General features: G+C 62.4%; 19 protein-coding genes and 1 pseudogene. 14 read left to right on the forward strand and 6 right to left on the reverse strand.

Annotated elements, in window-relative coordinates; genetic code table 11:
- Positions 1-207: 207 nt before the first annotated feature.
- The 3 genes from SA496_RS11790 to SA496_RS11800 are packed head-to-tail and all read right to left on the reverse strand — an operon-like array spanning position 208 to position 4,306.
- A complete protein-coding gene (locus SA496_RS11790; protein WP_120651065.1) occupies positions 208-723 on the reverse strand; it encodes a hypothetical protein in 516 nt (171 codons plus the stop codon).
- On the reverse strand, positions 720-2,699 hold the full coding sequence (locus SA496_RS11795; RefSeq protein ID WP_330115462.1) for an alkyl/aryl-sulfatase: 1,980 nt from the start codon (positions 2,697-2,699) through the stop codon (positions 720-722). The genes SA496_RS11790 and SA496_RS11795 overlap by 4 nt, the downstream gene beginning before the upstream one ends.
- A 23-nt stretch (positions 2,700-2,722) precedes the next feature.
- Positions 2,723-4,306 (reverse strand): GMC family oxidoreductase, encoded by a 1,584-nt coding sequence (locus SA496_RS11800; RefSeq protein ID WP_330115463.1) that lies wholly within the window; start codon positions 4,304-4,306, stop codon positions 2,723-2,725.
- A 95-nt stretch (positions 4,307-4,401) separates the two neighbouring features.
- Between SA496_RS11800 and SA496_RS11805 the strand changes: the two genes are divergently transcribed.
- From SA496_RS11805 to SA496_RS11865, 13 genes are all read left to right on the forward strand, one after another.
- Positions 4,402-5,418 carry an AraC family transcriptional regulator gene (locus tag SA496_RS11805; RefSeq protein WP_120651062.1) on the forward strand — a complete coding sequence of 339 codons (1,017 nt, stop codon included), beginning with the start codon at positions 4,402-4,404 and terminating at the stop codon, positions 5,416-5,418.
- A gap of 628 nt (positions 5,419-6,046) precedes the next feature.
- Positions 6,047-7,357: a nucleotide sugar dehydrogenase gene (locus SA496_RS11810; RefSeq protein ID WP_120651061.1), complete on the forward strand. Its 1,311-nt coding sequence runs from the start codon at positions 6,047-6,049 to the stop codon at positions 7,355-7,357.
- A gap of 209 nt (positions 7,358-7,566) precedes the next feature.
- Entirely contained in the window at positions 7,567-9,048 is a 1,482-nt protein-coding gene (locus SA496_RS11815; protein ID WP_120651060.1) for a glycosyltransferase family 2 protein, read from the forward strand.
- A 27-nt stretch (positions 9,049-9,075) separates the two neighbouring features.
- The gene (locus SA496_RS11820) at positions 9,076-10,260 is read left to right on the forward strand and encodes a PilZ domain-containing protein (protein WP_330115464.1); all 1,185 of its coding nucleotides are present in this window, start codon (positions 9,076-9,078) and stop codon (positions 10,258-10,260) included.
- Complete coding sequence (algK, locus tag SA496_RS11825) at positions 10,253-11,620, forward strand: alginate biosynthesis TPR repeat lipoprotein AlgK (RefSeq protein ID WP_280358836.1); 1,368 nt, start codon at positions 10,253-10,255, stop codon at positions 11,618-11,620. The genes SA496_RS11820 and algK overlap by 8 nt, the downstream gene beginning before the upstream one ends.
- Before the next feature lie 55 nt (positions 11,621-11,675).
- Positions 11,676-13,121 (forward strand): alginate export family protein, encoded by a 1,446-nt coding sequence (locus SA496_RS11830; RefSeq protein ID WP_153920029.1) that lies wholly within the window; start codon positions 11,676-11,678, stop codon positions 13,119-13,121.
- Positions 13,122-13,135: 14 nt separating this feature from the next.
- Positions 13,136-14,710, forward strand: coding sequence for a mannuronan 5-epimerase AlgG (algG, locus tag SA496_RS11835; protein ID WP_330115465.1), 1,575 nt, complete (start codon positions 13,136-13,138; stop codon positions 14,708-14,710).
- A gap of 11 nt (positions 14,711-14,721) precedes the next feature.
- Positions 14,722-16,143 (forward strand): alginate O-acetyltransferase, encoded by a 1,422-nt coding sequence (locus tag SA496_RS11840; RefSeq protein WP_120651055.1) that lies wholly within the window; start codon positions 14,722-14,724, stop codon positions 16,141-16,143.
- A gap of 10 nt (positions 16,144-16,153) precedes the next feature.
- A complete protein-coding gene (locus tag SA496_RS11845; protein WP_120655196.1) occupies positions 16,154-17,260 on the forward strand; it encodes a mannuronate-specific alginate lyase in 1,107 nt (368 codons plus the stop codon).
- Positions 17,261-17,416: 156 nt separating this feature from the next.
- Positions 17,417-18,907, forward strand: a complete 1,491-nt coding sequence (locus SA496_RS11850; RefSeq protein ID WP_120651054.1) for an MBOAT family O-acyltransferase — start codon at positions 17,417-17,419, stop codon at positions 18,905-18,907.
- Positions 18,908-18,916: 9 nt separating this feature from the next.
- Positions 18,917-20,092 (forward strand): alginate O-acetyltransferase, encoded by a 1,176-nt coding sequence (locus SA496_RS11855; protein WP_330115466.1) that lies wholly within the window; start codon positions 18,917-18,919, stop codon positions 20,090-20,092.
- A 38-nt stretch (positions 20,093-20,130) separates the two neighbouring features.
- A complete protein-coding gene (locus SA496_RS11860) occupies positions 20,131-20,730 on the forward strand; it encodes an alginate O-acetyltransferase AlgF (RefSeq protein WP_256661021.1) in 600 nt (199 codons plus the stop codon).
- Between the two features lie 49 nt (positions 20,731-20,779).
- Positions 20,780-22,222, forward strand: a complete 1,443-nt coding sequence (locus tag SA496_RS11865; RefSeq protein ID WP_120651051.1) for a mannose-1-phosphate guanylyltransferase/mannose-6-phosphate isomerase — start codon at positions 20,780-20,782, stop codon at positions 22,220-22,222.
- Between the two features lie 144 nt (positions 22,223-22,366).
- On the opposite strand, the gene SA496_RS11870 is transcribed toward SA496_RS11865, so the two are convergent.
- The 3 genes and pseudogenes from SA496_RS11870 to SA496_RS11880 all read right to left on the reverse strand — a co-directional run bounded on the left by SA496_RS11870 (position 22,367) and on the right by SA496_RS11880 (position 24,779).
- Positions 22,367-22,675, reverse strand: a complete 309-nt coding sequence (locus SA496_RS11870) for a hypothetical protein (protein WP_120651050.1) — start codon at positions 22,673-22,675, stop codon at positions 22,367-22,369.
- Between the two features lie 192 nt (positions 22,676-22,867).
- Positions 22,868-23,791: pseudogene (locus SA496_RS11875) on the reverse strand (pyridoxamine 5'-phosphate oxidase family protein); the annotation flags it as partial.
- 100 nt (positions 23,792-23,891) lie between these two features.
- Entirely contained in the window at positions 23,892-24,779 is an 888-nt protein-coding gene (locus SA496_RS11880) for an alpha/beta fold hydrolase (RefSeq protein ID WP_120651048.1), read from the reverse strand.
- 176 nt (positions 24,780-24,955) lie between these two features.
- Between SA496_RS11880 and SA496_RS11885 the strand changes: the two genes are divergently transcribed.
- On the forward strand, positions 24,956-25,534 hold the full coding sequence (locus tag SA496_RS11885) for a CGNR zinc finger domain-containing protein (protein ID WP_153920040.1): 579 nt from the start codon (positions 24,956-24,958) through the stop codon (positions 25,532-25,534).
- The last annotated feature ends 184 nt before the right edge of the window (positions 25,535-25,718 follow it).

Consider the following 25,718-nt stretch of genomic DNA (forward strand, 5'->3'; position numbering starts at 1 on the left):
ATCGGGAAAGATGTCCGCAAGACTGACACTCTCACTGAGTGAGAAGCGCCGCTGGTGGTTTCATGTTTTTTCCAGTAATGGACGAACGGTGACCAGTGTTTTGCCTCCTGGCTGGAATCAGCGGCGAGCCGACCACACGTGCCGGGCTACTCTTCTTCCTTCCGCTGACGTCGCCCCGCAGCGGACCGACCGCCCGGGGCGATGCCGTCAGTCCGCGCCCGTGTCTGCGAAAGCCGACTGCCAATCCATCGCCTTCAGCCGTTCACCCTCCACATGCACCAGGCCGCGCTCCAATGCCTGCGGGGCTGCCAACTTGCCAGCCATTATCGCCAGCAGTGCGCCCTCCCCTACTATCACTGCATTCTCTCCAGCAGCTGGTGCGGACGTGTGCGGGGTGAACTGCCAGCGGCCATCGCGCAGTTCGAAGCGCGTCCATAGTCCCGGCTCCACCAGCAACAGGCTGAAGTCTTCGCCACGGGGAGGAAGCGTGCTGGCAACGCGCTCCAGTGCCTTGAGGGCGCGACGCATGCCGAAGCCACCGGGCAGCGGCAGCGGTTTGGCAATCAGCTTGTCCTGGTAGGCCTGGTTGACGGCAAGGGCCACATCCAGTGAAGCCGGGTGCGCCAGGCTCAGGTCCATTGCCATGCCGTCGTAGCCGCAGGCCAGGCTGGCCGGAGCGACGCTGCAAAGCAGCGTCGCCAGACCGAGTGTCGTGAGTCTCATGGCGTGACGATGTTGAACCAGAAGTCGAACTTGTCGAGCAGTCCCATGAACTCGCCAAAGGCCTGCTGGCGACCATCGAACTTCAACTCGCCGGACGCCACCTTCTGCTCCAGAGTCGCTTTGCCCAGCTGGATGTCTTCCAGGGTGCCCTTGCGCATGGTCAGGCCGACGTCAGACTTGTCGCTGGCCTTCGGCTCGTAGGTGAGCACTCCGTTCTCCACGGTCAGGGCGTAGCTCTTGCCGAGGTCGGTGAAGTTGAAGTTGAGCACCAGCTTCTTGCCTGCGGCGCGCTCGCCGTTGAGGCGTACGGCGAGGTAGTCGAAGAGCATCTCCGGGGTCATGGCCTGGATCACGTCCGGGCTGGCGGTGACGGTGTTGCCCAGGGTCGGCACGCCATTACGCAGTTCAAAGGCCCCCTGTAGATAGACCGAGCGCCACGGGCCGGATTCGGCCTGATAGCCCATCTGCTCGAACGCATCGGCCATCAGGTTCTTCGCTTCGGTGTTGTCCGGTTCGGCGAACACGACCTGCTTGGCCGCTTCGGCCACCCAGCGATACTCACCCTTGGCGAAGTCGGCTTTGGCCTTCTTCAGCACCTCGGCCGAGCCGCCCATGTACTCCACGTACTTCTTCGCCGCCGGCTGAGGCGGAAGTTTGTCGAGATTAACGGGGTTGCCGTCGTACCAGCCCATGTAGCGCTGATAGACCGCCTTGGAGTTGTGCTTGAGGGTGCCGTAGTAGCCACGACCCGGCCAGAAGGATTCCAGTTCCGGCGGCAGCTTGATCGCCTCGGCAATCTCCTCGCTGGTCAGCCCCTGGTTCATCATGCGCACGGTCTGGTCATGGATGTACTTGTAGATGGCGCGTTGCTTCTTCAGGTACTCATCGATCTGCGCGTTGCCCCAGACCGGCCAGTGGTGGCTCTGGAACTTCACTTGGGCCTTGTCGCCATAGAGATCGATGGCTTCGCCGATGTACTTGGACCACTGCAGCGCATCGCGGACCTGGGCGCCGCGCAGGGTCACGATGTTGTGCATGGTGTTGGTCGTGTTCTCGGCCATCCACAGCGCCTTGAACTGCGGGAACCAGGTGTGCATTTCCACAGGAGCCTCAGTGCCCGGCGTCATCTGGAACACCATCTTGACCCCGTCGATGGTCACCTCCTGGCCGGTTTTCGAAATGAACTCGGTGGGCTGGATCAGCGTCGTGGTGCCAGCGGATACGGTTGGTGCGAGTCCGGCGCTGACGCCGCCCTGAGCATTACGTGGCAGCAGCGCGCCGAACATATACACCGCACGGCGGGCCATGGCGTTGCCGGCAATGACGTTCTCGCTGACTGCGTACTCGGGAAACTCTTCAGGCGCGACGATTCGTACCTTGCCGGCCTTCACGTCGGCCTCGTCGACGACGCCGCGTACGCCGCCGAAATGGTCGATGTGCGAATGGCTGTAAACCACGCCGATCACCGGTTTCTTACCCAGGTGCTGAGTGACCAGGTCGTAGGCGGCCTTCGCGGTTTCCTTGCTCAGCAGTGGATCGAAGACGATCCAGCCAGTGTCACCCTGGATAAAAGTGATGTTGGAAACGTCGTAGCCACGCACCTGGTAAATGCGGTCGGTCACTTTGAACAGCCCGTATTGCAGATTGAGCTGGGCGTTGCGCCAGAGGCTGGGGTTGACGGTGTCGGGGGCCGGATTGTCCAGCGCGATGAATTGCTTGTAGCTCTCCAGGTCCCAGACCACCTTGCCGCTGGCGTCCTTGATGGTCAGGGTATCAGGCTTGGCGATGAAACCACGCTCGGCATCAGCGAAGTCCTGGCGGTTGGCGAAAGGCAGTTTCTCCAGCACGGCCTGATTCGCGGTCCGGGTCGTTTCCGTAGCCGGCTTGGCGGGCGCCGGAGCGGCCTGGGCGATTGCGCTGGCCAGCAGCGTGAAGCAGAGGCCAGCGGCCGTGAGACGTTTCAAGGGACGGTGCATGTGATGCTTCCTCTTTGTTGTTATTAGGGACGCGCGATCCATTCCGCCGCGCGCTCGGCGATCATGATGGTGGGGGCGTTGGTGTTGCCGCCGACCAGGGTCGGCATGATCGAAGCGTCCACGACCCGCAGGCCCTGGACGCCGCGCACGCGCAGCTGGCTGTCCACCACCGCGGACTCGTCGTTGCCCATGCGGCAGGTGCCCACGGGGTGATAGATCGAATCGGTACGGCGTCGCAGCAACTCGATCAGCTGCTCGTCGCTGTGCAGGCCTTCGCTGAACTTGTCCTTGAGGCCGAACCGCGACATGGGCGCCTGCGCGACGATCTCGCGCGCCATGCGGTAGCCCTTGAGCAGGGTCTGCACGTCATCGTCGTGGCCGAGGAAGTTGGGATCGATGCGCGGCGGTACGCTCGGGTCGGCCGACTGCAGTCCGACGCGACCGACACTCTTCGGGCGCAGGACGCAGACGTGGCAGCTGAAGCCGTGGCCCCAGTGCAACTTGCGGTTGTGGTCATCGAGCAGGCTCACCACCGAATGCAGCTGGATGTCCGGGCGGATCAGATCCTCGCGCGTCTTGAGGAAGCCACCGCCCTCGGCGAAGTTGCTTGCCAACGGACCGCGTCTGCGCGCGAGGTACTGAGCCAGGGCAGCGCCCATCTTCAGGCTTCCACCCAGGGAATAGCCCATCAGCGAGTTATCGGTGCTTTGGTAGCCGAGGACGACGTCGGGGTGGTCCTGCAGGTTCTGGCCGACGCCGGGCATTTCATGCTGAATCGGGATGCCCTGCGGCTTGAGTTCGGCTTCGGGGCCGATACCGGAGAGCATGAGCAATTGCGGGCTGCCGAAGGCACCAGCGGTGAGCAGCACCTCCCGGCGCGCCTTGATGATCGGCGAGCGCCCCTTGATCCGCACCTGCACGCCGGTGGCGCGCTTGCCTTCCAGCAGGATGCGTTCGGCATGGGCGCCGGTCAGGACGGTGAGGTTGCCACGGGATTCCCGGATGGGCGTGAGGAAGGCAGTCGCCGTGCTCCAGCGACGGCCTTCACGAATGGTCACGTCGTACTGGCCGATGCCTTCCTGCTCGGCACCATTGAAATCGGCGTTGTAACGGTGGCCGGCCTTCTGCCCGGCTTCGATGAAGGCGTGAGTGGCGGCGTGGGCTTCGACCTGTCCCACATAGAGCTCGCCCTCTCCGCCATGGAACTGACTGGCTCCACGATGATGCATCTGGCTCTTGCGGAAGTACGGCAGCACTTCGTCGAACGACCAGCCGGTATTTCCCAGTGCGGCCCATTCGTCGTAGTCACTCTGGTGGCCACGGATGTAGATCATGCCGTTGATCGAGCTGCTGCCACCGAGCGCCTTGCCCCGTGGCTGGTAGCCGCGACGATTGCCCAGGCCCGGTTGCGGCACGGTTTCGAACGCCCAATTGACGTGACGGGTGGGCAGGATGGCGGCGACGCCGGCTGGCGCATGAATCAAGGGGGACCAGTCGCGTGGCCCCGCTTCGAGCAGACACACGGAAACACTGGGGTCTGTACTCAGACGATTGGCCAGCACACAGCCGGCCGAGCCGGCACCGACGATGATGTAGTCGAATTCCATGGGTCGCTCCGAAGTGGGGAGTAGCCATGGGATTTTTTGACGGTTCGACAAAGCAAAGATTGATCTTTCATGACAGATAATTGATCTTTGGCGACATGGAACCTTTCATCAGAACCACCTCTTTCGGCGGATTCCGCGAGCTGGCCAGTCAGCTTGGACAGGACCCAGCCCTCCTCCTTTCGCGCTTCCGCATCCGCCCGGAACTGCTCGATGACGAGGATGCGCGAGTCCCCTTCCGCTCCCTCATCGACCTGCTGGAATATGCAGCCGAGGAACTGGACTGCCCCGATTTCGGTCTGCGCATGGCCGAGTACCAGAACCTGGCAGTGCTCGGCCCGATTGCATTGATTGCTCGCAACGCAGTCACGGTTGGCCATGCCCTGGCCGAGATCGTTCGCTTCATCGGTTACCACAGCTCTGGCGTCCATCTCGATCTGGACCGCAGTGAACCGGACGCGCCGAAACTGGTCATCGAACTGCGCATGCGTGGACCCCAGCGGCAGATGGTGGAACTGGCCATGGGCGTGGCATACAGCACCATGAAGCTGCTTTGCGGACCGACCTTCAGCGCCCGCGCGGTACAGCTCTCGGGCAGCAGCTCGCTGTCGCTGTCGCGCTACCGCCGCTACTTCGGGTGCGAGGCATACGTCGGCCAGCCCTGCAATGCGCTGTTGATCAGCGAGCGTCAACTCACCCAGCGCATCGAAAAGCACGATCCTGCCCTGCACCGCGCCCTCGTGCAGTACCTCAGCCAGGTTCATCTGCTGGGCTCCTCGGATCTGCTGGAACAGGTCCGCCGGCTGATACTTCGCCTCCTGCCAACGCAGCAGTGCCGCTTGCCCCTGGTGGCCGAGCAACTTGGCCTGCACGAACGCACCCTGCAACGGCAGCTTGCCGAACTGGATTGCCGCTTCGAGGAACTGGTGGAGGATATTCGCCGGGAACGCGCGGACTTCTACCTGACCGAGCGCGATATTCCCCTGTCACAGGTTGCCGGCATGCTCGGTTACAGCGAACAAAGCGTCTTCAATCGCGCCTGCCGTCGCTGGTTCATCATGACGCCCAGTGCTCGTCGGCGCGAACTACTCGCACAAAGGCGCACAACCGGCTAGTTGTTGGCACTTGCTGTGATTGAACTCGCACCCGCAAGTTGTTTCAGAAAAGATACATACCGCACTATAGCCTTCACTCAAGTTCGCTCTAGCCATATGCGATAGCGAATTTTACCGGCGCAACTAAATGGCGCCCTAATTATGGCGCCAAATAATAAATGACGTACTTTAGAGAGCCTTTAAAATCACTCTCGAATGTATGCGAGCACTAGAAACGTCGGCCATCTTCCCTGCCCTCCAGTACTATCCCCCATAGCGATTTGTTTTAAGAACAACGACACACGGCCTGAACTTTGCGGCGCCTGCTTCACTCACATATCTATAACTGGACCCCACCCACAGAACCACTAGAGGGAATAGCCTTACGCCTTACCAAGAGATCGAAGCAAAGACCAACAAGTAATATGGCTCAGTAAATGAAATGAAGCATTGCGTCGCGTCGACTGTGCAATATCACGCAGTCATGTCGCAGCAGCGCATTTCGGCCCCCTATTACTTCCCCCAAGCAACAGGAACATATTGTGCGCACGGACTTGTCGACAACTGCGCAGGCTTTCCGTTTTTGTTTGAACCTTGTACGGCGCGAGACACTTGAATGGCACGATAAGTAAAACAAGGAGAATAGGAAATGCGACTGAGCATTTTTGGACTCGGTTATGTCGGGGCGGTTTGTGCAGGCTGCCTGGCGGCGCGGGGTCATCAAGTTATAGGTGTAGATGTTTCTTCCACCAAGGTGGAACTGATCAACCAGGGCAAATCACCGATCGTCGAGCCGGGGCTGCAGGCGCTCCTGCAACAGGGCACCCATAGCGGCAACCTGCGCGGCACCGTCGACGTACTCGAAGCAATTTCGTCAAGCGACGTATCCCTCATCTGTGTTGGCACGCCCAGCAAAAAGAATGGCGATCTCTCCCTCAACTACATCGAAGCCGTCTGCCGTGAAATCGGTTTCGCCCTGCGCGACAAGGCCGATTACCACACCATAGTCGTGCGCAGCACCGTGCTGCCTGGCACAGTCAGGAACGTGGTGATTCCAATCATCGAGGACTGCTCTGGCAAACAGGCCGGCGTCGATTTCGGTGTCGCGGTCAACCCCGAATTCCTCCGTGAAAGCACGGCGATCCAGGATTACAACCTGCCGCCGATGACGGTCATCGGCGAACTGGACCGTCACTCCGGCGACATACTGGAGTCTCTCTATAAAGAGCTCGACGCCCCCATCGTGCGCAAGAGCATCGATGTCGCGGAACTGATCAAATACACCTGCAACGTCTGGCACGCGACGAAAGTCGCCTTCGCCAACGAGATCGGCAACATCGCCAAGGCGGTGGGTGTCGATGGCCGCGAAGTCATGGACGTGATCTGTCTGGACCAACGGCTCAACCTGTCCAGGTACTACATGCGTCCGGGCTTCGCCTTCGGTGGGTCCTGCTTGCCCAAGGACGTACGCGCCCTTGCCTACCGTGCCGCGCAACTCGACGTCGAATCGCCGTTGATCAGCGCGCTGATGCATAGCAATGACGTTCAGGTGCGGCATGCCTTCGACCTGATCGCTGCCCACGACAAGCGCAAAGTCGCCCTGCTGGGCCTGAGTTTCAAGGCCGGTACCGATGACCTGCGCGAAAGCCCACTGGTGGAGCTGGCCGAAATGCTCATCGGCAAGGGCTTCGACCTGCGCATCTATGACTCCAATGTCGAGTACGCCAGGGTCCACGGGGCGAACAAGGATTACATCGAATCGAAGATTCCCCATGTGTCCTCCCTGCTCGACAGCGATCTGGACAGGGTCATCGCCCACGCGCAGGTCATCGTGCTCGGCAACGGAGACGAACGTTTCCGCTCGCTTGCCCGGCAGGTGCCCGAGGGCAAGCGCGTGATCGATCTGGTTGGCTTCATGGAGCACACCAGTAACGACTGTAGCGAAGGCATCTGTTGGTGAAGTCACGACGCTGGCGATGCGCGCAGCTGGCCATGCGTGTGCACCGCCGCCGTCGAAGCATTGGGATCTGCAGGTTGCCCGAGGTGGACCGCAACGCCCGGCGCCAGGCCTGCAGGTTTTTTTCCTCCAGCTGAACATTGCGGCACGGCCAGGAACCAACAGGCGACACGACAGTTCGCCTTGTCTGAACCAGCTCATGGATATGGACAATGGAGAGGCTCACGCAGGGTTTGATCAATACCGCAGGCTGGCTGTTCTATCTCAGCCTGCTCATGGGTCTGGCCCTGGCCGTTCCCCAGACCCTGTTCGACCCCCTGTCCAGGGACTTCGTCCTGCTGCTCGGGGCTGTCGGTATCTGGCGTTACTCCATGGGCTTCGTGCATTTCGTGCGAGGCACTCTCTTCCTCTATGTCTTCTTTCCCCGCTATCGGCGCCGGGCGCTCCGGCTCATGGCCAAGTCCACCCCGCCCCACGTGTGCGTCCTGGTCACCAGTTTCCGCATCGACGCCCTGACCACCGCCCAGGTCTACCGCTCGGTAATCGAAGAAGCCATCGCCTACGGCCACCCGGTGACCCTGGTCTGTTCCATCGTCGAGTTGTCGGATGAACTGCTCATAAGGAGCCTGTGGGCCCGCTACGCCGCGCCGAGCTGCATCACCCTGCACTTCGTGCGCATCGCCGGCACCGGCAAGCGCGATGGCTTGGCCAATGGCTTTCGTGCCATCTCGCGACACCTGCCGGATGACGAGGCGGTAGTGATGGTTGTAGACGGCGACAGCGTCCTCGAACCCGGTGTATTCGCCAGGACCGTGCCGTACTTCCGGTTGTTCCCCAAAGTCGGCGGGCTCACCACGAACGAGTTCTGTGAAGTCCGCGGCGGCTATCTCATGAGCGAATGGCACAAGCTGCGCTTCGCCCAGCGCCACCTCAATATGTGCTCGATGGCACTCTCACGGCGCGTGCTGACCATGACCGGGCGGATGTCCGCATTTCGCGCCACGGTGGTGACCAACCCGGAGTTCATCGCCGATGTGGAGAACGATCACCTCGAGCATTGGCGCCTTGGGCGTTTCCGCTTCCTCACCGGCGACGACAAGTCCAGCTGGTTCAGCCTCATGCGCCTGGGCTATGAGACCTTCTACGTGCCGGATGCGGCGATCAACACGGTCGAGCACCCGCCGGAAAAAAGCTTCTTCAACTCGACCCGCAAACTGATGTTCCGCTGGTACGGCAACAATCTGCGGCAGAACTCACGGGCGATGATGCTAGGTCCGAGAAAACTCGGCTGGTTCGCAAGTGTCGTGCTGCTCGACCAGCGCATTTCCATGTGGACCTGCCTGCTCGGCCTGACGGTGGCAATCATCGCCAGCCTCAAGTACAGCATCGTCTACCTGTTGATCTACCTGCTGTGGATCGGCATGACACGGCTCATCCTGACCCTGCTGCTTTCGGTCACCGGACACCACATCGGCCCCGCCTATCCCCTGCTTCTTTATTACAACCAGGTGGTCGGTGCGGTCGTGAAGATCTACGTGTTCTTCCACCTCGACCGCCAATCCTGGACGCGCCAGCAAACCACGCTGAATCGCGAGCTGGGCCGCTTCCAGAACTGGTTCAACACCTGGTCATCGCGTTCCATGACCTTTTCGGCCGCAAGCCTGTTCGTCGCCACCCTGCTGCTGGTGGTATGAGCCATCCAATGGAATAGGAAGACCTCAATGAACACCGCCCTCAACGTCGTACATGAATCGGAAATCCAGCGACAGCATGCCCGTGTGCGGATACCCGCCAGGATTCGCTTCGCTGCCAGGAATCACCCAGCAGTCGAGCACGTCCTGCTGGAGCTTTCAGCCGGCGGATTCAGCTTCCTGGCGACCAAACCGACCCTGGCGACCGGTGATCACTTGAAGGGCATGCTGGTGTTCAACATCGACAACCTGGGGTTGACCATGCCAGTTGAGTTCCAGGTTCGCTCGATTGCCGACGAAAGCGGCCGGGTCGGCTGCCAGTTCCACAACCTCGATCCGCGCGACATCGCCACCTTGCGCCACCTGATTACGGCACACCTGTCCGGGGAGCTGGTCAGCGTCGGCGAGCTGCTGACCACTCTGCAGCGCAATAACTTCAGCCCGGCCCGCAGGGACAAGGGACGCAAGGGCCTGGGCGTACTCGGTCGGATGAAGGCGCTGATCCTCAGTCTGGCAGTACTGGCCATCGGCATCGCGGCGTTCGGTTTCATCGGCAAGTCCCTCTACGAGCTCTACTTCATCACCCATGCGCTGTCCGCGAAGGTCAGCGTCCCCAGCGTCCAGGTGACCATGCCGCGCGAAGGCGTGGTGCAGAGCCTGATCGGCGAGAGCCAAATGGTGACCAAGGGTGCCCCCATCGCCACCTTCAACACCTCGATGCTCGAGCTCCTCAAGGGCCAGTTGAACAACAACATCCAGCCGGCGCGCATCGAAGAGCTGTTGCGCCAGCAAATGAAGGGAACACTGACCAGCCCTTGCAACTGCACTCTCGTGCGCCAACTGGTGGCCGACGGACAGTACGCGAGCAAGGGTGATGTGGTCTTCGAGTTGGCCCAACGCGGCAGCCTCGCCAGCGTCGAAGCGCTCTTCCCCTATTCCAAGCTGAATGCGGTGGCACCGGGTAGCCGCATCAACTTCACGGTGGCCGGTGAAAGTCAGCCACGCACCGGCCGCGTGACCAGCAGCAACCTGAACCCCACCCGCAGCAATGACCTGACGGCCGATATCCGCGTACGAATCGAGCCCGACGAGCCGCTGGACAACAGCCTCGTCGGCAGGCCGGTGGAGGTCAGCGCCAGCCGTGGCCCATCATTTGCCTGGCTGATGGACGAAGTTCGCTCCTCCAGGCTTGTTGGAGATATCAGTCGTGAATAGCGCGCAGACAACCTTGCTGCTACTCGGGGCGCTTGCCCTGGGAGGCTGCAGCGGGCTTCCAGACCAGCGCCTGGCTCAGGAGGCCCTGGCGCGGGGTGATACTGGAACCGCCCTGCAGAACTATCGCCAGCTCGCCGACCTCGGCTACACCGACGCCCAAGTGGGACTCGCCGATATTCAGCTTCAATCCGGCGACCCGGAACAGCTACGCGCCGCCGAGGCTACCTACCGTCAGGCGGCCGCCAACTCGCCTCGTGCCGCCGCCCGTCTGGGACGCCTGCTGGCGAGCAAACCCGGCGCCACCCTGGCCGAACAGCGCGAAGCCGAAACCCTGCTCAAGGACGCCATGGCCGCAGGCGAGCGCAATACCGTGCTGCCGTTGACGGTGCTCTACGTCCAGCATCCGCAGACCTTCCCCGAGGTGAATGTGCAGCAGCAGGTCAGTCAGTGGCGCGCCGACGGCCAGCCACAGGCAGAGCTGGCGCAACTACTGCTGTACCGCGCCCAGGGAACCTACGACCAGCATCTCGACGAAATCGAACGCATCTGCGAGGCCCAGCTTGCGGTCGAGGATGCCTGCTACGTCGAGCTGGCCACGGTGTACCAGAAACGCGGGCAGCCGGAAAAACAGCATGCGCTGATCACCAAACTGCAGGAGGCCTACCGCGGTGGCCGTGTGCCACCGCAGCGGCTCGACGCGGTTGCGCGCGTAATGACCGACCCCACGCTCGGGCCACCTGACATGGAATCTGCAAAGGCTCTGCTCGAACCCATCGCCCCCGGTTACCCGGAGGCCTGGGTGAGCCTTGCCCGACTGATGTACGAGTCCCCGGAAGCGGGAGACGTCGAGCAGATGCTGGACTACCTGGAGCGCGGCCGCGCGGCCGGATCGCCGCGCGCCGAACTGTTGCTCGGCAAGCTCTATTACGAGGGCAAGCTGGTGCCACAAGACCCGGCCAAGGCTGAGCAGCACCTGCTCAAGGCCGCCGCCACTGAGCCCAGCGCTGATTACTACCTGGGCCAGATCTACCGACGCGGCTTCCTGGGCCAGGTCGAACCGGACAAAGCGCTAGAGCACCTGCTGAGGGCCGCCCGCAGCGGCCATGCCGGCGCCGATTACGCACTGGCGCAGATGTTCAGCCAGGGCCGTGGTGTCCAGCCCGACCTGGTCAACGCCTATGTTTTCAGCAAGCTCGCGGTGCAGGCCGGAAGGGCCGAGGCGCCAGAACTGGTCGTGCAACTGGAGCAGCAGCTTTCGCCAATCCAGAGAACTGATGCACAGAAGAAACTCGAAGAAGAACAGCAGTTTCGAGGGGGTGGCACTATGCTACGTGCTGCTGCAGATGGGGAGATTTACTGACAGCCTGACGGCCGTCGGACTCTCCACCGACCTTCGTCCCCAATTGGAATAGACCATGAAACTAGAACAATGGATTCGCGTTGGCCTGGCACTTCCGCTGATACACGGCGCTTCTGCGTGGGCGGAAGCTCCCGACAAACCGTTTGGAGTCGATGTGAAGGTCACTGCCCAGTCGGAAGACGACCGGGACCTTGGCACCCGCAATGGCGGTGATGTGAGTGGCATAGGTATCGACGTGCGGCCCTGGCTCTTCTTCCAGCGCGGCGACTGGAGCGCCTACGCCATGGCGCAAGCCGTCGCGGCCACCGACACGATCGAAACGGACACCCTTCAAACTGCTGATCTCGAAGAGGACAGCGGCGGCGGCAACAATGACCGCCAGGCCGACGATAGCTACCTGGCCATGCGCGAGTTCTGGATCGGTTACTCCGGCCTTACCGCCTACCCTGGCGAGGAAATGCGCTTTGGCCGTCAGCGCCTGCGTAATGACGACAGCCTGTGGCGCGACACCAACATCGAAGCGCTGAACTGGACCTTCGACACCACGCTGCTGCGCGCTCACCTCGGCCTGGCCGAGCGCTTCTCCGAATACCGCACCGATATCGACGAGCTGGCGCCGGAGGATGAGGACCGGCTGCACGTTTACGGCGACATCGCCTCGCAATGGACACCCGGTCATTGGGTAGGCCTTAACGTCCACTACAGCCATGACGACGGCGACCTGCGCAGCCCCGGCGAAGAGGTCGACGAGCTGGACAAGGACACCACGGGTGACCTGACCTGGATTGGCCTGCAAGCCAACAGCGATGCCTTCAACTGGCGCAACGAGCAGACGTTCAACTATTGGGCCAGCGTGATCTGGCTGGATGGCGACCGCGACCAATTGCTGACCACCAGTGGCCCCGGCGGCCAGCCCATCGCCACTGGCAAGCAAAGTGCCGACGTCAGCGCCTGGGGCACCGACCTTGGCGTGCGCTTCCGCCTCGATCCCAACTGGCAGGCCGGCGTTGCCTATGCACGCGGCAGTGGCGGCGGTGATGATGGCGACGAGAACTTCCAGCAGACCGGTCTGGAAAGCAACCGCAACAGCTTCACCGGCACGCGTTCGCGGGTGCACCGCTTCGGCGAGGCGTTCCGTGGCGAGCTGAGCAACCTGCAGGTCGCGACCCTGTTCGGTTCCTGGCAGCTGCGCGACGAGTACGACGCGAGCCTGGTGTACCACCGCTTCTGGCGCGCCGATGGCGACCAGCCGGTGGGTGACAGTGGCATCAATGCCGCGCTGACCTCCGACGACAAGGACATCGGCCAGGAGGTCGACCTGGTGCTCACCAAGTACTTCAAGGAAGGCCTGTTGCCTGAATCCATGAGCCAGGCAATCGACGAACCTTCGGCACTGGTGCGTTTCCGTGGCGGCTTGTTCTTCGCTGGCGATGCCTACGATGGCAGCGGAGTCGACTCGAGCATGCACCGGGCCTTCGTGGATGTGATCTGGCGCTTCTGACGGGAGGGCAATGAATGAACAGCCGGTGGCGCGTTTACTGCTCCCTGGCCTTACCCCTGCTGGTCGGCTCGCTGCTGACCAGCCTCGTGTTGGCCGCGTCACCGAGCTCCCCGTCCAGTAAAAATTCCGGCAAGGCCGCCCCGGCGGCCAAGACGTACACCGTCACCAGTTCCCCCGTGGAGCGGCTGAACCTGAGCGCACCTGCGCTGCCCGACCTATCCGGCTATACCGCCAACGCCGTCCAGGACAAGATCCAGCGAGACAAGCCCGGCCGCATCGGCGTACGCCGTATGCTGCGGCAACCCGTCCTCAAGCAGTTCGTCGGTGGCAAAAACCGCCTGGCCGAATGGGTCAGGCGCCAGGGCGGCATGCCCCAGGCGATCTTCATCGAAGGCGGCTACGCCGATCTGGCGACCCTGGCCAAGAAGCTCCCCAAGCAATATTTCCGCGCCATCGGAGACGACACCTACCTGGCTCGCCTGCCCATAGTCGTGGCCCGCGGCGCCACCCTGCACATCGATGGGAAGACGTTGCGCCTGTCCCAGGACCGCGGCTCGTTCCTGGTCAACGACGGCAAGCTCTTCGTGACTGATAGCACCCTCATCGGCTGGAATGAAAAAGCCAACGGCCCATCGGCATTTCGCAAGGACAAGGAATTCCGCCCCTTCCTTCTGTCCTGGGGCGGAACAGAGACCTACATCGTCAAGAGCCGCTTCAGCAGCCTTGGCTATAGCGGCGAGAAGTCCTATGGGCTGAGCATTTCCCAGTACACGCCTTCCATGCGCAAGCGCATGGGCCGCACCGCGCCGAGCGCCTGGCTGCTGGACTCGGAGTTCAGCGACATGTGGTTCGGCTTCTATTGCTTCGAGGCCGACGACGTCGTGATCAAGGGCAACACCTACCGCGACAACCTGGTCTACGGCATCGACCCCCACGACCGTTCACATCGCCTGATCATCGCCCACAACACCATCTCCGGCACCCGCAAGAAGCACGGCCTGATCGTCTCCCGCGAGGTGAACGACAGCTGGATCTTCAACAACCAGATCTTCGACAACAAGATTTCCGGCATCGTCCTCGACCGCAACAGCACCAACAACGTGCTGGCCTACAACGAGGTGTTCCAGAACCACGCCGACGGCATCACCCTCTACGAAAGTTCGAACAATCTCCTGTGGGGCAACAAGGTGGTCGGCAACGATCGCCACGGCGTTCGCCTCCGCAACAGCGCGAACATCCGCCTGTACGAGAACCTCGTCCTCGGCAATGGCCTGAGCGGCGTGTACGGGCATATCAAGGACCTCACCGGCCAGCACCGCGACCTCAAGCTCGACCCCTACGAAACCAAGGTGTCGCTGGTCGTGGTCGGCGGCCAGCTTGCCGGCAACGGCAGTGGCCCGCTGGCGGTCGATACACCGCTGTCCCTCGAACTGTATCGGGTGGACATGTCGATGCCGGACAAGGCCTCGGGCATTACCTTCAGCGGCATCCTCGGCGAACGCCAGGAAGAAATCCTCGATCTGCTGGTACGCCAGCGCAAAGCCGTCCGGATCGACCTGGTGGACAGTGGGACCAAACTTCAACCCTGAGGTTGAGCACCATGAACGCAAGCCAATCGATGCACCTGCCGCTGGCTCTCTTGCTCCTTGCCGCGACCGGCACGGTACAAGCCCAGGGCCCCGTCTACCATGCCGCGCCCTGCTGCAGTCTCTGTCCGGCGGCGCACGATGCCAGTCGCTACACCACCAACTATCAGAAGAACTTCGTCACCCTGGTAGAAGCCCAGGGCGACTGGCTGTTCCGCACGCGCGAGGACTTGCGCACGGAGTTCCAGACCACATCCGCTGGCTACCGGCGCCTGAAGCAACTGCACGACGCCTTTGCGCGCAAGGGCATCGAACTGGTGGTGGTCTATCAACCGACCCGTGGTCTGGTCAATCGCAACAAGCTCAATCCGGCGGAGCTGGCCAGCTTCCAGTATCAGCGCGCGCTGACAAACTACCGGGCCATGCTCGGTCGCTTCCGCGACATGGGCTACCACGTGCCCGACCTCTCGGTGCTGGCCGATGAGCAGCAGACCCCCGCCTTCTTCTTCCGCGGCGACCAGCACTGGACACCCTATGGTGCGCAACGTACCGCCAGACTGGTGGCCGAGACGATCAAGCAGATGCCTGCCTACAAGGGCATACCCAAGCGCGAGTTCGAGAGCAAGGTGGTTGGCCGGATGGGCAAGAAAGGCACCCTCCACAACGTCGCCAGCCAGCTCTGTGGCGGCAGCTATGCCATCGAATACATGGACCAGTTCGCCACCGAGCCGAAGGACTCGAGCGACGGCGACGCAATGTTCAGCGATGCCGGGCATCCCCAGATATTCCTGATCGGCACCAGCCAGAGCGCACAGAACTACAACTTCAGCGGCTTCCTCTCCGAATACCTGCAGGCCGATATCTACAACGCCGCAGTTCCTGGCGGTGGCCTGGAAGGAGCCATGCTGCAGATGCTGGGCAGCAAGGACTTCCTCGAGAATCCACCGAAGATCGTCATCTGGGAATTCTCGCCGCTCTATCGCCTAGACCAGGAAAGCACCTACCGGCAGCTGTTCGCCATGCTCGACAACGGCTGCGTTGGCAAACCGGCGGTCATGTCAGCGAAGACCAAACTGCGGCCGGGCACCAACGAGGTACTGGTCAATGGCGATGGCGGTCTGAAGGACGTGCGCAATGGGCAGTACCAGATCGACGTGCGTTACGCCGATCCCACGGTGAAAACCCTCCAGGCTACCCTCTGGCACCTCAACGGCCGGCGCGAAACCCTCAAGCTCGACAAGCCCAAGACGGTCGACACCGATGGACGCTTCGCCTTCGAGCTGCGCACCGACTCGGACTGGGCCGACATGATCCTGCTCTCCCTGGAGCTGCAAGGCCCCCCTGCCGGCAGCCCACCGCAGGAAGTGGAAGTGAAGGTCTGTCAGCGAAACCGCAACGCCGGCCCGGTCCAGCACACCGCCCAGGCGGAACGTTGAGGACGTCATGATGCGCGCAACGGGCCTGTTCCTTCTCCTCCCTCTCCTGCTGGCCTCGGGTGCGACTCTGGGAGCAGGACTGGTGCCGCCTCCCGGCTACTACGCGGCCATCGAGAAGGAGCGCAAGGGCGAACCCGGAAAGTGCGACCAGGAAACGCCCTCTCCCTATACCGGAGCCCTGGTGTTCCGTAGCAAGTACGAAGGCTCGAACAAGGCCCGGGCGACGCTGAACCCCGAAGCCGAGAAGGACTTTCGCGAGAAGACCCGTGCCATCAACGATCTGGAACGCGGGGTCAACAAGCAGGTGATGCGATTCATGCGCGACGGCAAGCCTGAAAGCCTGCAATGCACCCTGCAGTGGCTCGGCGACTGGTCCAAGGCCGGCGCCCTTCTTTCCACCGAGTTCAATCACACGGGCAAATCCATGCGCAAATGGGCCCTGGGCAGCATGGCCTCGGCCTGGCTGCGCCTGAAGTTCTCCAGCTCGCGGCCGCTGGCGCCCTATGCCCTGCAGAGCCAGCAAATCGAAGCCTGGTTCGCCAGGCTGGCCGAGCAGACCGTCAAGGACTGGAGCGACCTGCCACTCAAGGAGATCAACAACCACTCCTACTGGGCCGCCTGGTCGGTCATGGCGAGCGCCGTGGCGACTGACCGCCGTGACCTGTTCGACTGGTCGGTGGCGCAGTTCCGGGTCGCCGCGGGCCAGGTCGACCCCGACGGCTTCCTGCCCAACGAACTCAGGCGGCAGAAGCGCGCCCTCGCCTACCACAACTACAGCCTGCCACCGCTAACAATGGTCGCGGCGTTCGCCAAGGCCAATGGCGTCGATCTGCGCGAGGACCACAACGGCGCGTTGCGCCGGCTCGCCGAGCGGGTCATGCAGGGTGTGGAAAACCCCGAGGTCTTCGCAGACAAGACCGGCAAAGGCCAATCGGTAGGCGAGCTGAAGGAGAACGGCAAATTCACCTGGTTGGAACCCTACTGCACGCTCTACCGCTGCAGTGACGAAACCCTCAAGTGGAAGCATTCCATGCAGCCGCTCATGAACTTCCGCCTTGGCGGAGACCTGACGCGGCTGTTCGATCCGCAGGCGGCGGAGAAAGCGAAAAACGGTTGACCGTCACGGGGCTGCGCACGGCGGGCGCGGCGAAGGACGTGGCACAGGCAGCAGTAACCCGATCGCAACACAGGAGCGACGGGCGCAACACCTTGAACCAGGGGAGAAACGGGTGGGCCGCTTGGCCCTGACAGTTCTTCAATGGAGGAAACGCGGATGGTGTTTTCATCCAACGTATTCCTGTTCCTGTTCCTGCCGACCTTTCTCGGCTTGTACTACCTGAGCGGGCCGCGTTTTCACAACCTGCTGCTGCTGATCGCCAGCTACCTCTTCTACGCCTGGTGGCGGGTCGACTTCCTGGCGCTGTTCGCGGTGGTCACGGTATTCAACTACTGGATCGGACTGCGTATCGGTTCCGCCGGGGTGCGCACCAGACCCGCCCGGCACTGGCTGACCCTGGGCGTGATGGTGGACCTGTGCGTCCTCGGCTACTTCAAGTACGCCAACTTCGGCGTCGACAGCCTCAACGTGATCATCACCAGCCTCGGCATGGCACCCTTCGTGCTCACCCACATCCTCTTGCCGATCGGTATCTCCTTCTACATCTTCGAGTCCATCAGCTACATCATCGACGTCTACCGGGGAGACACGCCGGCGACCCACAAGCTGATCGACTTCGCGGCCTTCGTGGCGATTTTCCCGCACCTGATTGCCGGCCCGGTGCTGCGCTTCCGCGACCTGGCCGGTCAGTTCCATCACCGCACCCACAGCGTCGACAAGTTCGCCGAGGGCTGCACACGCTTCATGCAGGGTTTCATCAAGAAGGTGTTCATCGCCGATACCTTGGCGCCGCTGGTCAGCCACTGCTTTGCACTGGAGAACCCCAGCGCAGCCGACGCCTGGCTCGGCGCACTGGCCTATACCGCGCAACTGTACTTCGACTTCTCCGGCTACAGCGACATGGCCATCGGCCTTGGCCTGATGATGGGCTTCCGCTTCCTGGAAAACTTCAAGCAGCCGTATATCAGCCAGTCGATCACCGAATTCTGGCGGCGCTGGCACATCAGTTTGTCGACCTGGCTGCGGGACTACCTGTACGTCAGTCTCGGCGGCAATCGCGGCACCACCTTCCAGACTTATCGCAATCTGGTCCTGACCATGCTGCTGGGTGGTCTCTGGCACGGCGCGAATTTCACCTTCGTGCTCTGGGGCGCGTGGCACGGCACCTGGCTGGCCATCGAACGAGCCCTGGGCGTCGACGCCGCGCCACGGCGCTTCAACCCGCTGAAATGGTCCTTCACTTTCCTCCTGGTGATCCTCGGCTGGGTTCTGTTCCGTGCAGAGAACCTGCATGTCGCCGGACGCATGTACCAGGCGATGTTCGGCTTCAGCGGATGGCAGTTGTCGGAGCTCGGACGGGTCGGTTTCACTGACCTGCAGCTAGTCACCCTGCTAATCGCCTACGCCAGCCTGGCGCTGTTCGGCCTGCATGACTTCTACACCCGCCCCCTGGCTCATGGCGCGCCGAAGGTAGCGGCCCAAACCGCCGCCGACCAGGTGCCTCTCGTACCGCCACGCGCCCTGGGTGAGCGCGCGCTCGCCTGGGTTGGCGCGGTACAGCGCCCGCTCCTGCTCCTGCTGTTCTGCGCCTCGGTACTCAAGCTCTCGGCGCAGAGCTACTCCCCCTTCCTTTACTTCCAGTTCTGAGGCGGCGCCATGATTCGCTTCTCCCGCAATGCCTACATCGCCCTCTTCCTTGCCCCGTTGCTGGTCCTGGGCGTCTGGTCGGTGCGTGGACTGCTGGATCTGCGTCTGCCCCCCGACGCCTCCCTGCATGACGGCAAGATGGCCAAGGCGGTGGAGAACCACTACGAGGCGCAATTCCCACTGAAACGCCTAGGTACCAACCTGTGGGCAGCGCTCGATTACAGCCTGTTCGGCGAAGGTCGTCCGGGGGTGGTACTGGGTCGTCACGACTGGCTGTTCAGCGATGAAGAGTTCAATCCCGTACCCCGTGGCGAGCAGCAGATTGAGGCCAACCTGGAGCTGATCCGGGGCATCGACCAGCGCCTCAGCGAGCGCGGAGTGAAACTGCTGCTGGTGATCGTGCCGGCCAAGGCCCGCCTCTACCCGGAATACCTGGACGAAGAACAGCCCGCCCAGCAGCAGCTCGGGCTGTATCACCGCCTCCACGAGGCCGCCCAGCACGCCGATATCCTGGCCCCCGACCTGCTGGCCAGCCTGCTGCCGGCGAAGGACACGGGGCTGTTGTTCCTGCGTACCGATACCCACTGGACGCCCCACGGGGCCGAACTGGTCGCCCAGGAAGTCGCGCGAGCCGTGCAACGCAGTGCACCGCTCGATGGAGATCGCCAGCTCTTCACCACCGAACAGGCGGCGAGCAAGCCCTACCTGGGTGACCTGGCGCGGTTCCTGCCACTGGACCCTCTGTTCAGCGCCCTGCTGCCGGCTCCCGACCAGCTCCAGTCGCGCTCCACCCATGCAGTCGACGCGCACCCGAATGACGCCTCCGCGGCGCTGTTCGCCGATGTCCGGGTTCCCGTGGCCCTGGTCGGGACCAGCTACAGCGCCAACCCCGACTGGAACTTCCTCGGCGCCCTGCGTCAGGCCCTTGGCAGCGACATCCTCGACTTCGCCGAGAGCGGTCAGGGGCCGTTGCCGCCAATGCTCGAGTACCTGCAGAACGACGCGCTCAAGAACGCTCCACCGCAGTGGGTGATCTGGGAGTTTCCGGAACGCTACCTGCCGATGCCCCCCGACCTGAGCCAGTTCGAAAGGGAATGGATCTCCCAGCTGGTATCCGCCGGTTCGACCGGGTACCACCAGACCGCAACCGCCGACTCCGTACTCCCTGGGAGAAACCAACCATGAAACCGCTCCACCATCCCCGCCTGATCGCCACCGTGCTAATGACCAGTCTGTGCTGCTGGCAGGCCCAGGCTGACGACGCTGCCCTCTACGGCCCCGCCGCCCCTAAAGGCTCGACGTTCGTGCGCCTGTACAACGCCAGCAACCAGGAAGTCAGCGCCCTGGTCGGCACGGCCAACCTCGAAGATGTCGGTCCACTGGCGAGCACCGACTTCAGCTTCCTTCCCGGTGGCACCTATAGCGCCCGGGTCGGCAGCCAGAACATGTCGGTCCAGCTTGGCGCGAACCGCTACTACACCCTGGTCAATCTGCCCAACGGGCAGCCCCGGCTGGTGGAGGAAAAACCGTTCCGCAACAAGCAGAAAGCCCTGCTCAGGCTGCAGAACCTTTCCGACACGCCGCTCAGCGTGAAAACCGCCGACGGCAAGACCCCAGTGGTGGAGAACGTCGCACCGCAAAGCTCCGGCGACCGCGAGATCAACCCGGTCAAGGTCAACCTTGCCCTGTTCGCCGGCGACCAGAAGATCAGCGACCTGAAACCAGTCGCGCTCAATCGCGGCGAAGTGGTGTGCCTATACGTTACCGGTAGCAGCGGAAAGCTTGCTCCGGTGTGGGTCAAGCGGCCCTTGTCCAGCAACTGAAAACTCATAGCCCAGTAAGGCACTTGCAATTCACCAGCAGGAGATAACCATGATTCCCATTGTGCTTTCCGGTGGCAGCGGCTCGAGACTCTGGCCGCTATCCCGTCGACAGTTTCCCAAGCAGTTCCTCGCCCTTACCGGCGAGTACACACTGTTTCAGCAGACCCTCCAGCGCCTCACTTTCGACGGCATGCAGGCGCCCATCCTGGTCTGCAACAAGGACCACCGGTTCATCGTGCAGGAGCAACTCGACGCGCTGAAGCTCACGCCCCATGCGGTCCTGCTCGAACCCTTCGGGCGCAATACCGCACCGGCAGTGGCCATCGCCGCCATGCAACTGATCAGCGAAGGGCGCGACGAGCTACTGCTGGTACTGCCCTCGGACCATGTGCTGGAAGACCTCGAAGCCTTCCGCGACGCCCTGGTGCTCGCCACCAGCGCTGCCGAGCTAGGCGAGCTGGTGCTGTTCGGCGTACCGGCGACCCGGCCGGAAACCGGCTACGGCTACATCCGTTCCGAACAGGACCCGGTGTTGCCCGAGGGGATCAGCCGGGTCGCCCAGTTCGTGGAGAAACCCGATGCGGATCGCGCGCGGGAGTTCGTCGAGTCCGGTAACTACTTCTGGAACAGCGGCATGTTCCTGTTCCGCGCCAGTCGCTACCTGGAAGAGCTCAAGAAGCACGAATCCGATATCCACGACACGTGCCGGCTGGCTCTGGAACGCAGCAAGTGCCACGAAGACCATATCGATGTCGACGAGGCCACCTTCGCCTGCTGCCCGGACAACTCCATCGACTACGCGGTGATGGAGAAAACCGGACGCGCCTGCGTGGTACCGCTGGACGCAGGGTGGAGCGATGTCGGCTGCTGGGCATCGATCTGGGACGTGCATGACAAGGACGCCGACGGCAACGTCATCAAGGGTGACGTGGTCGTGCAGGACAGCCACAACTGCCTGGTGCACGGCAACGGCAAGCTGGTCTCGATCATCGGCATGGAGGACGTGGTGGTGGTGGAAACCAAGGACGCCATCATGGTCGCCAGCAAGAAGCACGTGCAGAAGGTCAAGCAGCTGGTGGAGAAGCTCAAGGCCGAGGGCCGCAGCGAGGTCGAGAACCACTGCCAGGTCTATCGCCCTTGGGGATACTACGACTCCGTGGACACCGGCGGACGCTTTCAGGTGAAGCACATCACGGTGAAACCCGGCGGTCGGCTATCGCTGCAGATGCACCACCACCGTGCTGAGCATTGGATAGTGGTATCTGGCACTGCCGAAGTGACCTGTGACGACAAGGTGTTCCTGCTCACCGAGAACCAGTCCACCGACATCCCCATCACGTCGGTCCACCGCCTCTCCAACCCGGGCAAGATTCCCCTGGTGCTGATCGAGGTGCAGACCGGCAGCTACCTCGGCGAGGATGACATCACCCGCCTGGACGACGTCTATGGTCGCGAGGAGCACGAGACGCTCGGGATCACGCCCCATCGCTGACTCATCGGTTACCTGTGGGAGCGATTTCAATCGCGGGTGAAATATGTCGAGGGGCAGAGTGGCCGAATGTGTAGGAGCGGGCTTGCTCGCGAATAAAGAAGGCTCGGACTGTTCGCGAGCAAGCTCGCTCCTACAGAAGTTTCTCTACGCCGACGGTTTGTCCTTGCGATCCGCGCACAGGGAAATGACGAAATTGCGCAGTGCATCCCGCTCCACGATGCCCAACTCGCCGCGCTGGTAGCCGGCATCGATCAGCCCAATGCAATAGCCGTCGTACTCTTCGCACTGGTCGGCAGCCGAGAAGGCAAGATTGGCCACGGCGGCGTAGAAGGGTTTGATCGCGCCAGTATCCAGGCCGTCGATCATTTCCCGCAGCTCGACCGGGATCAACGCGGCGCCGGCAACGGCCCGGTCGTCTGCAATCTCACGGGTCCAGGAGTAACGATCAGTCATGCGCGGGGCCTCCAGGGGTGTCGGTGAGAGTGGGGACTGGAATGGTGATGGTAGTCCAGCTCCACAGGCCTCACCGGGTAGCGCGACGAGGCGAACCGACCGTTTACATGACCGCCGAGTCGCTCATGAAGGTTTCTAACCGCACCAGGGTATTCGGCGATACCGAAGTGCGGCTCACTGGCCTGACCGACGAGGTACAGGATCCTGGAAATCCCATCGGATCGACAACGCGCGCGGCCGAAGGACGGCTTGCTGTACGTCGAGGGTCCAGAGGCGTTGGGCACCCTCGAAGGCGGCGATCATCGGACTGTCGAACACCAGCTCGATCGCTCCGGACAGTTGCAACACGTTGCCGCTGAAGAAGTCGACGAAAAGCAGTCCGGCAACCGGGTTGAGCTGGAAGTTGCCCAGGGTGTTGAAGTGCTGGTTACCGGCATAGTCCGGAATGGTCAAGTGATTGCCCGTGACCATGATGAAGCCCGGTCGTCCGCCGCGATGGGAGACATCCACCGAGCGTTGGCCATCCTCGTGCTCGACGTAACTGGCGACGAAGAAGGTGTCGGCGTTGCGGATCATCGCTGTCAGGGTCTCGTTCAGCGCCGTGAAGTCCTGGCGCTCGCCCTGCCACCCGCCACGTGTCTCCTCGCGTGTGTAGGTACGCTGCTGGATGTACTGCGGGCAGTTGCCGAAGGACTGCTCGACGGCGACTTCCAGGCGCCCCGCTTCGACTCGTTGGAGGATGCCGTTCATGCGATTGCGCCGCCGCGTGTGCAGCTCGATGCCCAGCAGGCCGATGGCGCTGCCGGCGTCAAATCCGCTGGCAGCCGGGTCTTGCGGGTCGGGTTCAGTGACCAGCACAAGGCGCTGGGGATCGGGAGAACTGACAAAGCCTTCCGGCCCTTCGAGCAGCGTCGCCCAGGGTCGGCCCTGGGTATCCACCGCGCCGACGATGATGAATGGCAGTTGGTGAAAGAAGTCGCGGTGCTGGTCGGGCATGTAATCGCGGATCACCCGCTGACCGTAGGCTTCCATGTGTTCGGAGACGCCGACGCGTTCGTGCATCACCTTTTCACCGGCGTGCCAAGGGGAGAGACGGCGCTCGGGTAGATGGTCCATCGTGAATACCTCGCGGGAAGGCTGCCGGATTACCCGGCAGCGGGCTGCGGTGCGTTCCAAGGGCACGAAGCCAGGCACGCACGGAGGTCAGAGGAGGACGTCAGGCCCGAAGATCCCCCAATACTTCTCGAATGCGCTGGGCGATATGGTCGACATGGGTTTCCAGGGCGAAGTGCCCGGTATCCAGCAATTCCACCACCGCAGCGGGATTGTCGCGCTTGAAGGCTTCGGCGCCCGGCGGGATGAAGAAGGGATCGTGCTTGCCCCAGATCACCAGGGTCGGCAGCCGGGTATCGCGGAAGAAGGCCTGGAACGCCGGGTAGAGCTTCAGGTTGTTGGCGTAGTCGAGGAACAGGTCGAGCTGGATGTCCTTGTTGCCCGGGCGTTCCAGGAGTAGCGCATCCAGGTAGTACGACTCGGGGGCCACCAGCTCCAGGTCCTTCACGCCATGCAGGTACTGCCAGCGGGTGCCTTCCAGGTGCAGCACGGCATCGTGCACCACCTTGCGGCGTTCGTGATTGTGCGGTTCGGCCCAGTAGGCGCGGATCGGTTCCCAGGCATCACCCAGGCCTTCCAGGTAGGCATTGCCATTTTGCGAAATCAGCCCGGTGACGCGATCCGGATGGGCCAGGGCCAGGCGCAGGCCGGTGGGTGCGCCGTAGTCGAACACATAGAGGGCGTAGCGTTGCAGGCCCAGCTTCTCGGCGAAGGCGCCGAGGGTTACAGCCAGGGCATCGAAGCTGTAGCGGTATTCGCGCTCGGGGGGTACCTCGGTGAAACCGAACCCCGGCAGGTCCGGCGCAACGATATGGAACCTGTCGGCCAGTAGCGGGATCAGGTCGCGGAACTGGTGGGACGAGCTGGGAAAGCCGTGCACCAGTAGCAAAGTGGGCGCGGCCGGATTACCGGCTTCCCGGTAGAAAACACGGACACCGTCGGCTTCGACGAACTGGTGGCGAACCGGGATATGCACGATGGGCGAAATCATGGTGGTCACTCCGTAACTTGTATAAACACCGTTAATGGTTACTTGTGGCGCTGAGTATGAACCCATCACGTAACCTGTCAATAGGATTAATAGTGGTTACAAGCATCGCCTTTCGTAACTATTCACTGATGCTTTACAGGGTTACCATTTCGCCATTCGTCTTCTGGAACGCCATCATGACCAGCGCCGCCTCCTCGCCGTCCCTCGAACCCTTCGTATTGGCCGACCACCCTGTGCTGGACATGCTCAACACCCTGGCCGCGATGGACGGTGCTCCCGTGGAGTTCTGGCGCAGCGATGAGGATGTCCAGGCCTGGCTGGACCGCACCGGCTGGGCCGTCCCCAAGGTGCGCTTTGCCAAGGGCGAGTTGCTGCAGGCGGCGTTGACCTTGCGCGAAACGGTGCGTGGGCTTGTGGAGCGGCGCAAGGCGGGCGGCCAGGGTTCGCCGGACGTACTCAATCGCTTCCTGGCGACACCCAGCTACCAGCAGCTGGACTGGCCGGCCAGTGGAGAACCGCGACTGGAGAACGTGTGGGCAACCGCTACCGCCGAACAGTATTTGGCGCCTCTGGCCGAAGCAGCCGCCAAGCTGCTGGTGGAAGGCGACTTCAATCTGGTGCGCGAATGCGAGCACCCGGACTGCGTGCTCTGGTTCTACGACCGCACCAAGTCCCATCGCCGCCGTTGGTGCAGCATGGCGCTGTGCGGTAACCGGCATAAGGTGGCCGAGTTCCGCAAACGCAAGCAGCAATGATGCAGGTCTTATCGGCCTGGCAGGGCAATGCTCTGCCGCCAACCAGCGGGTGAACGTTCAATTGAAAAAGCGAAAGACCTCCGCGCCAGGCTCTCGATTGCCAGCATCTGCCACTAAGCCACGGGGAGTTCCAGCGGACGAGCCTGTTAGGCGGTAACAAGTTGCGCGCCTCGGTGGTTCTGTT

Origin of the sequence: Pseudomonas sp. JS3066 (assembly GCF_036328175.1) — a bacterium.
Lineage (GTDB): Bacteria > Pseudomonadota > Gammaproteobacteria > Pseudomonadales > Pseudomonadaceae > Metapseudomonas.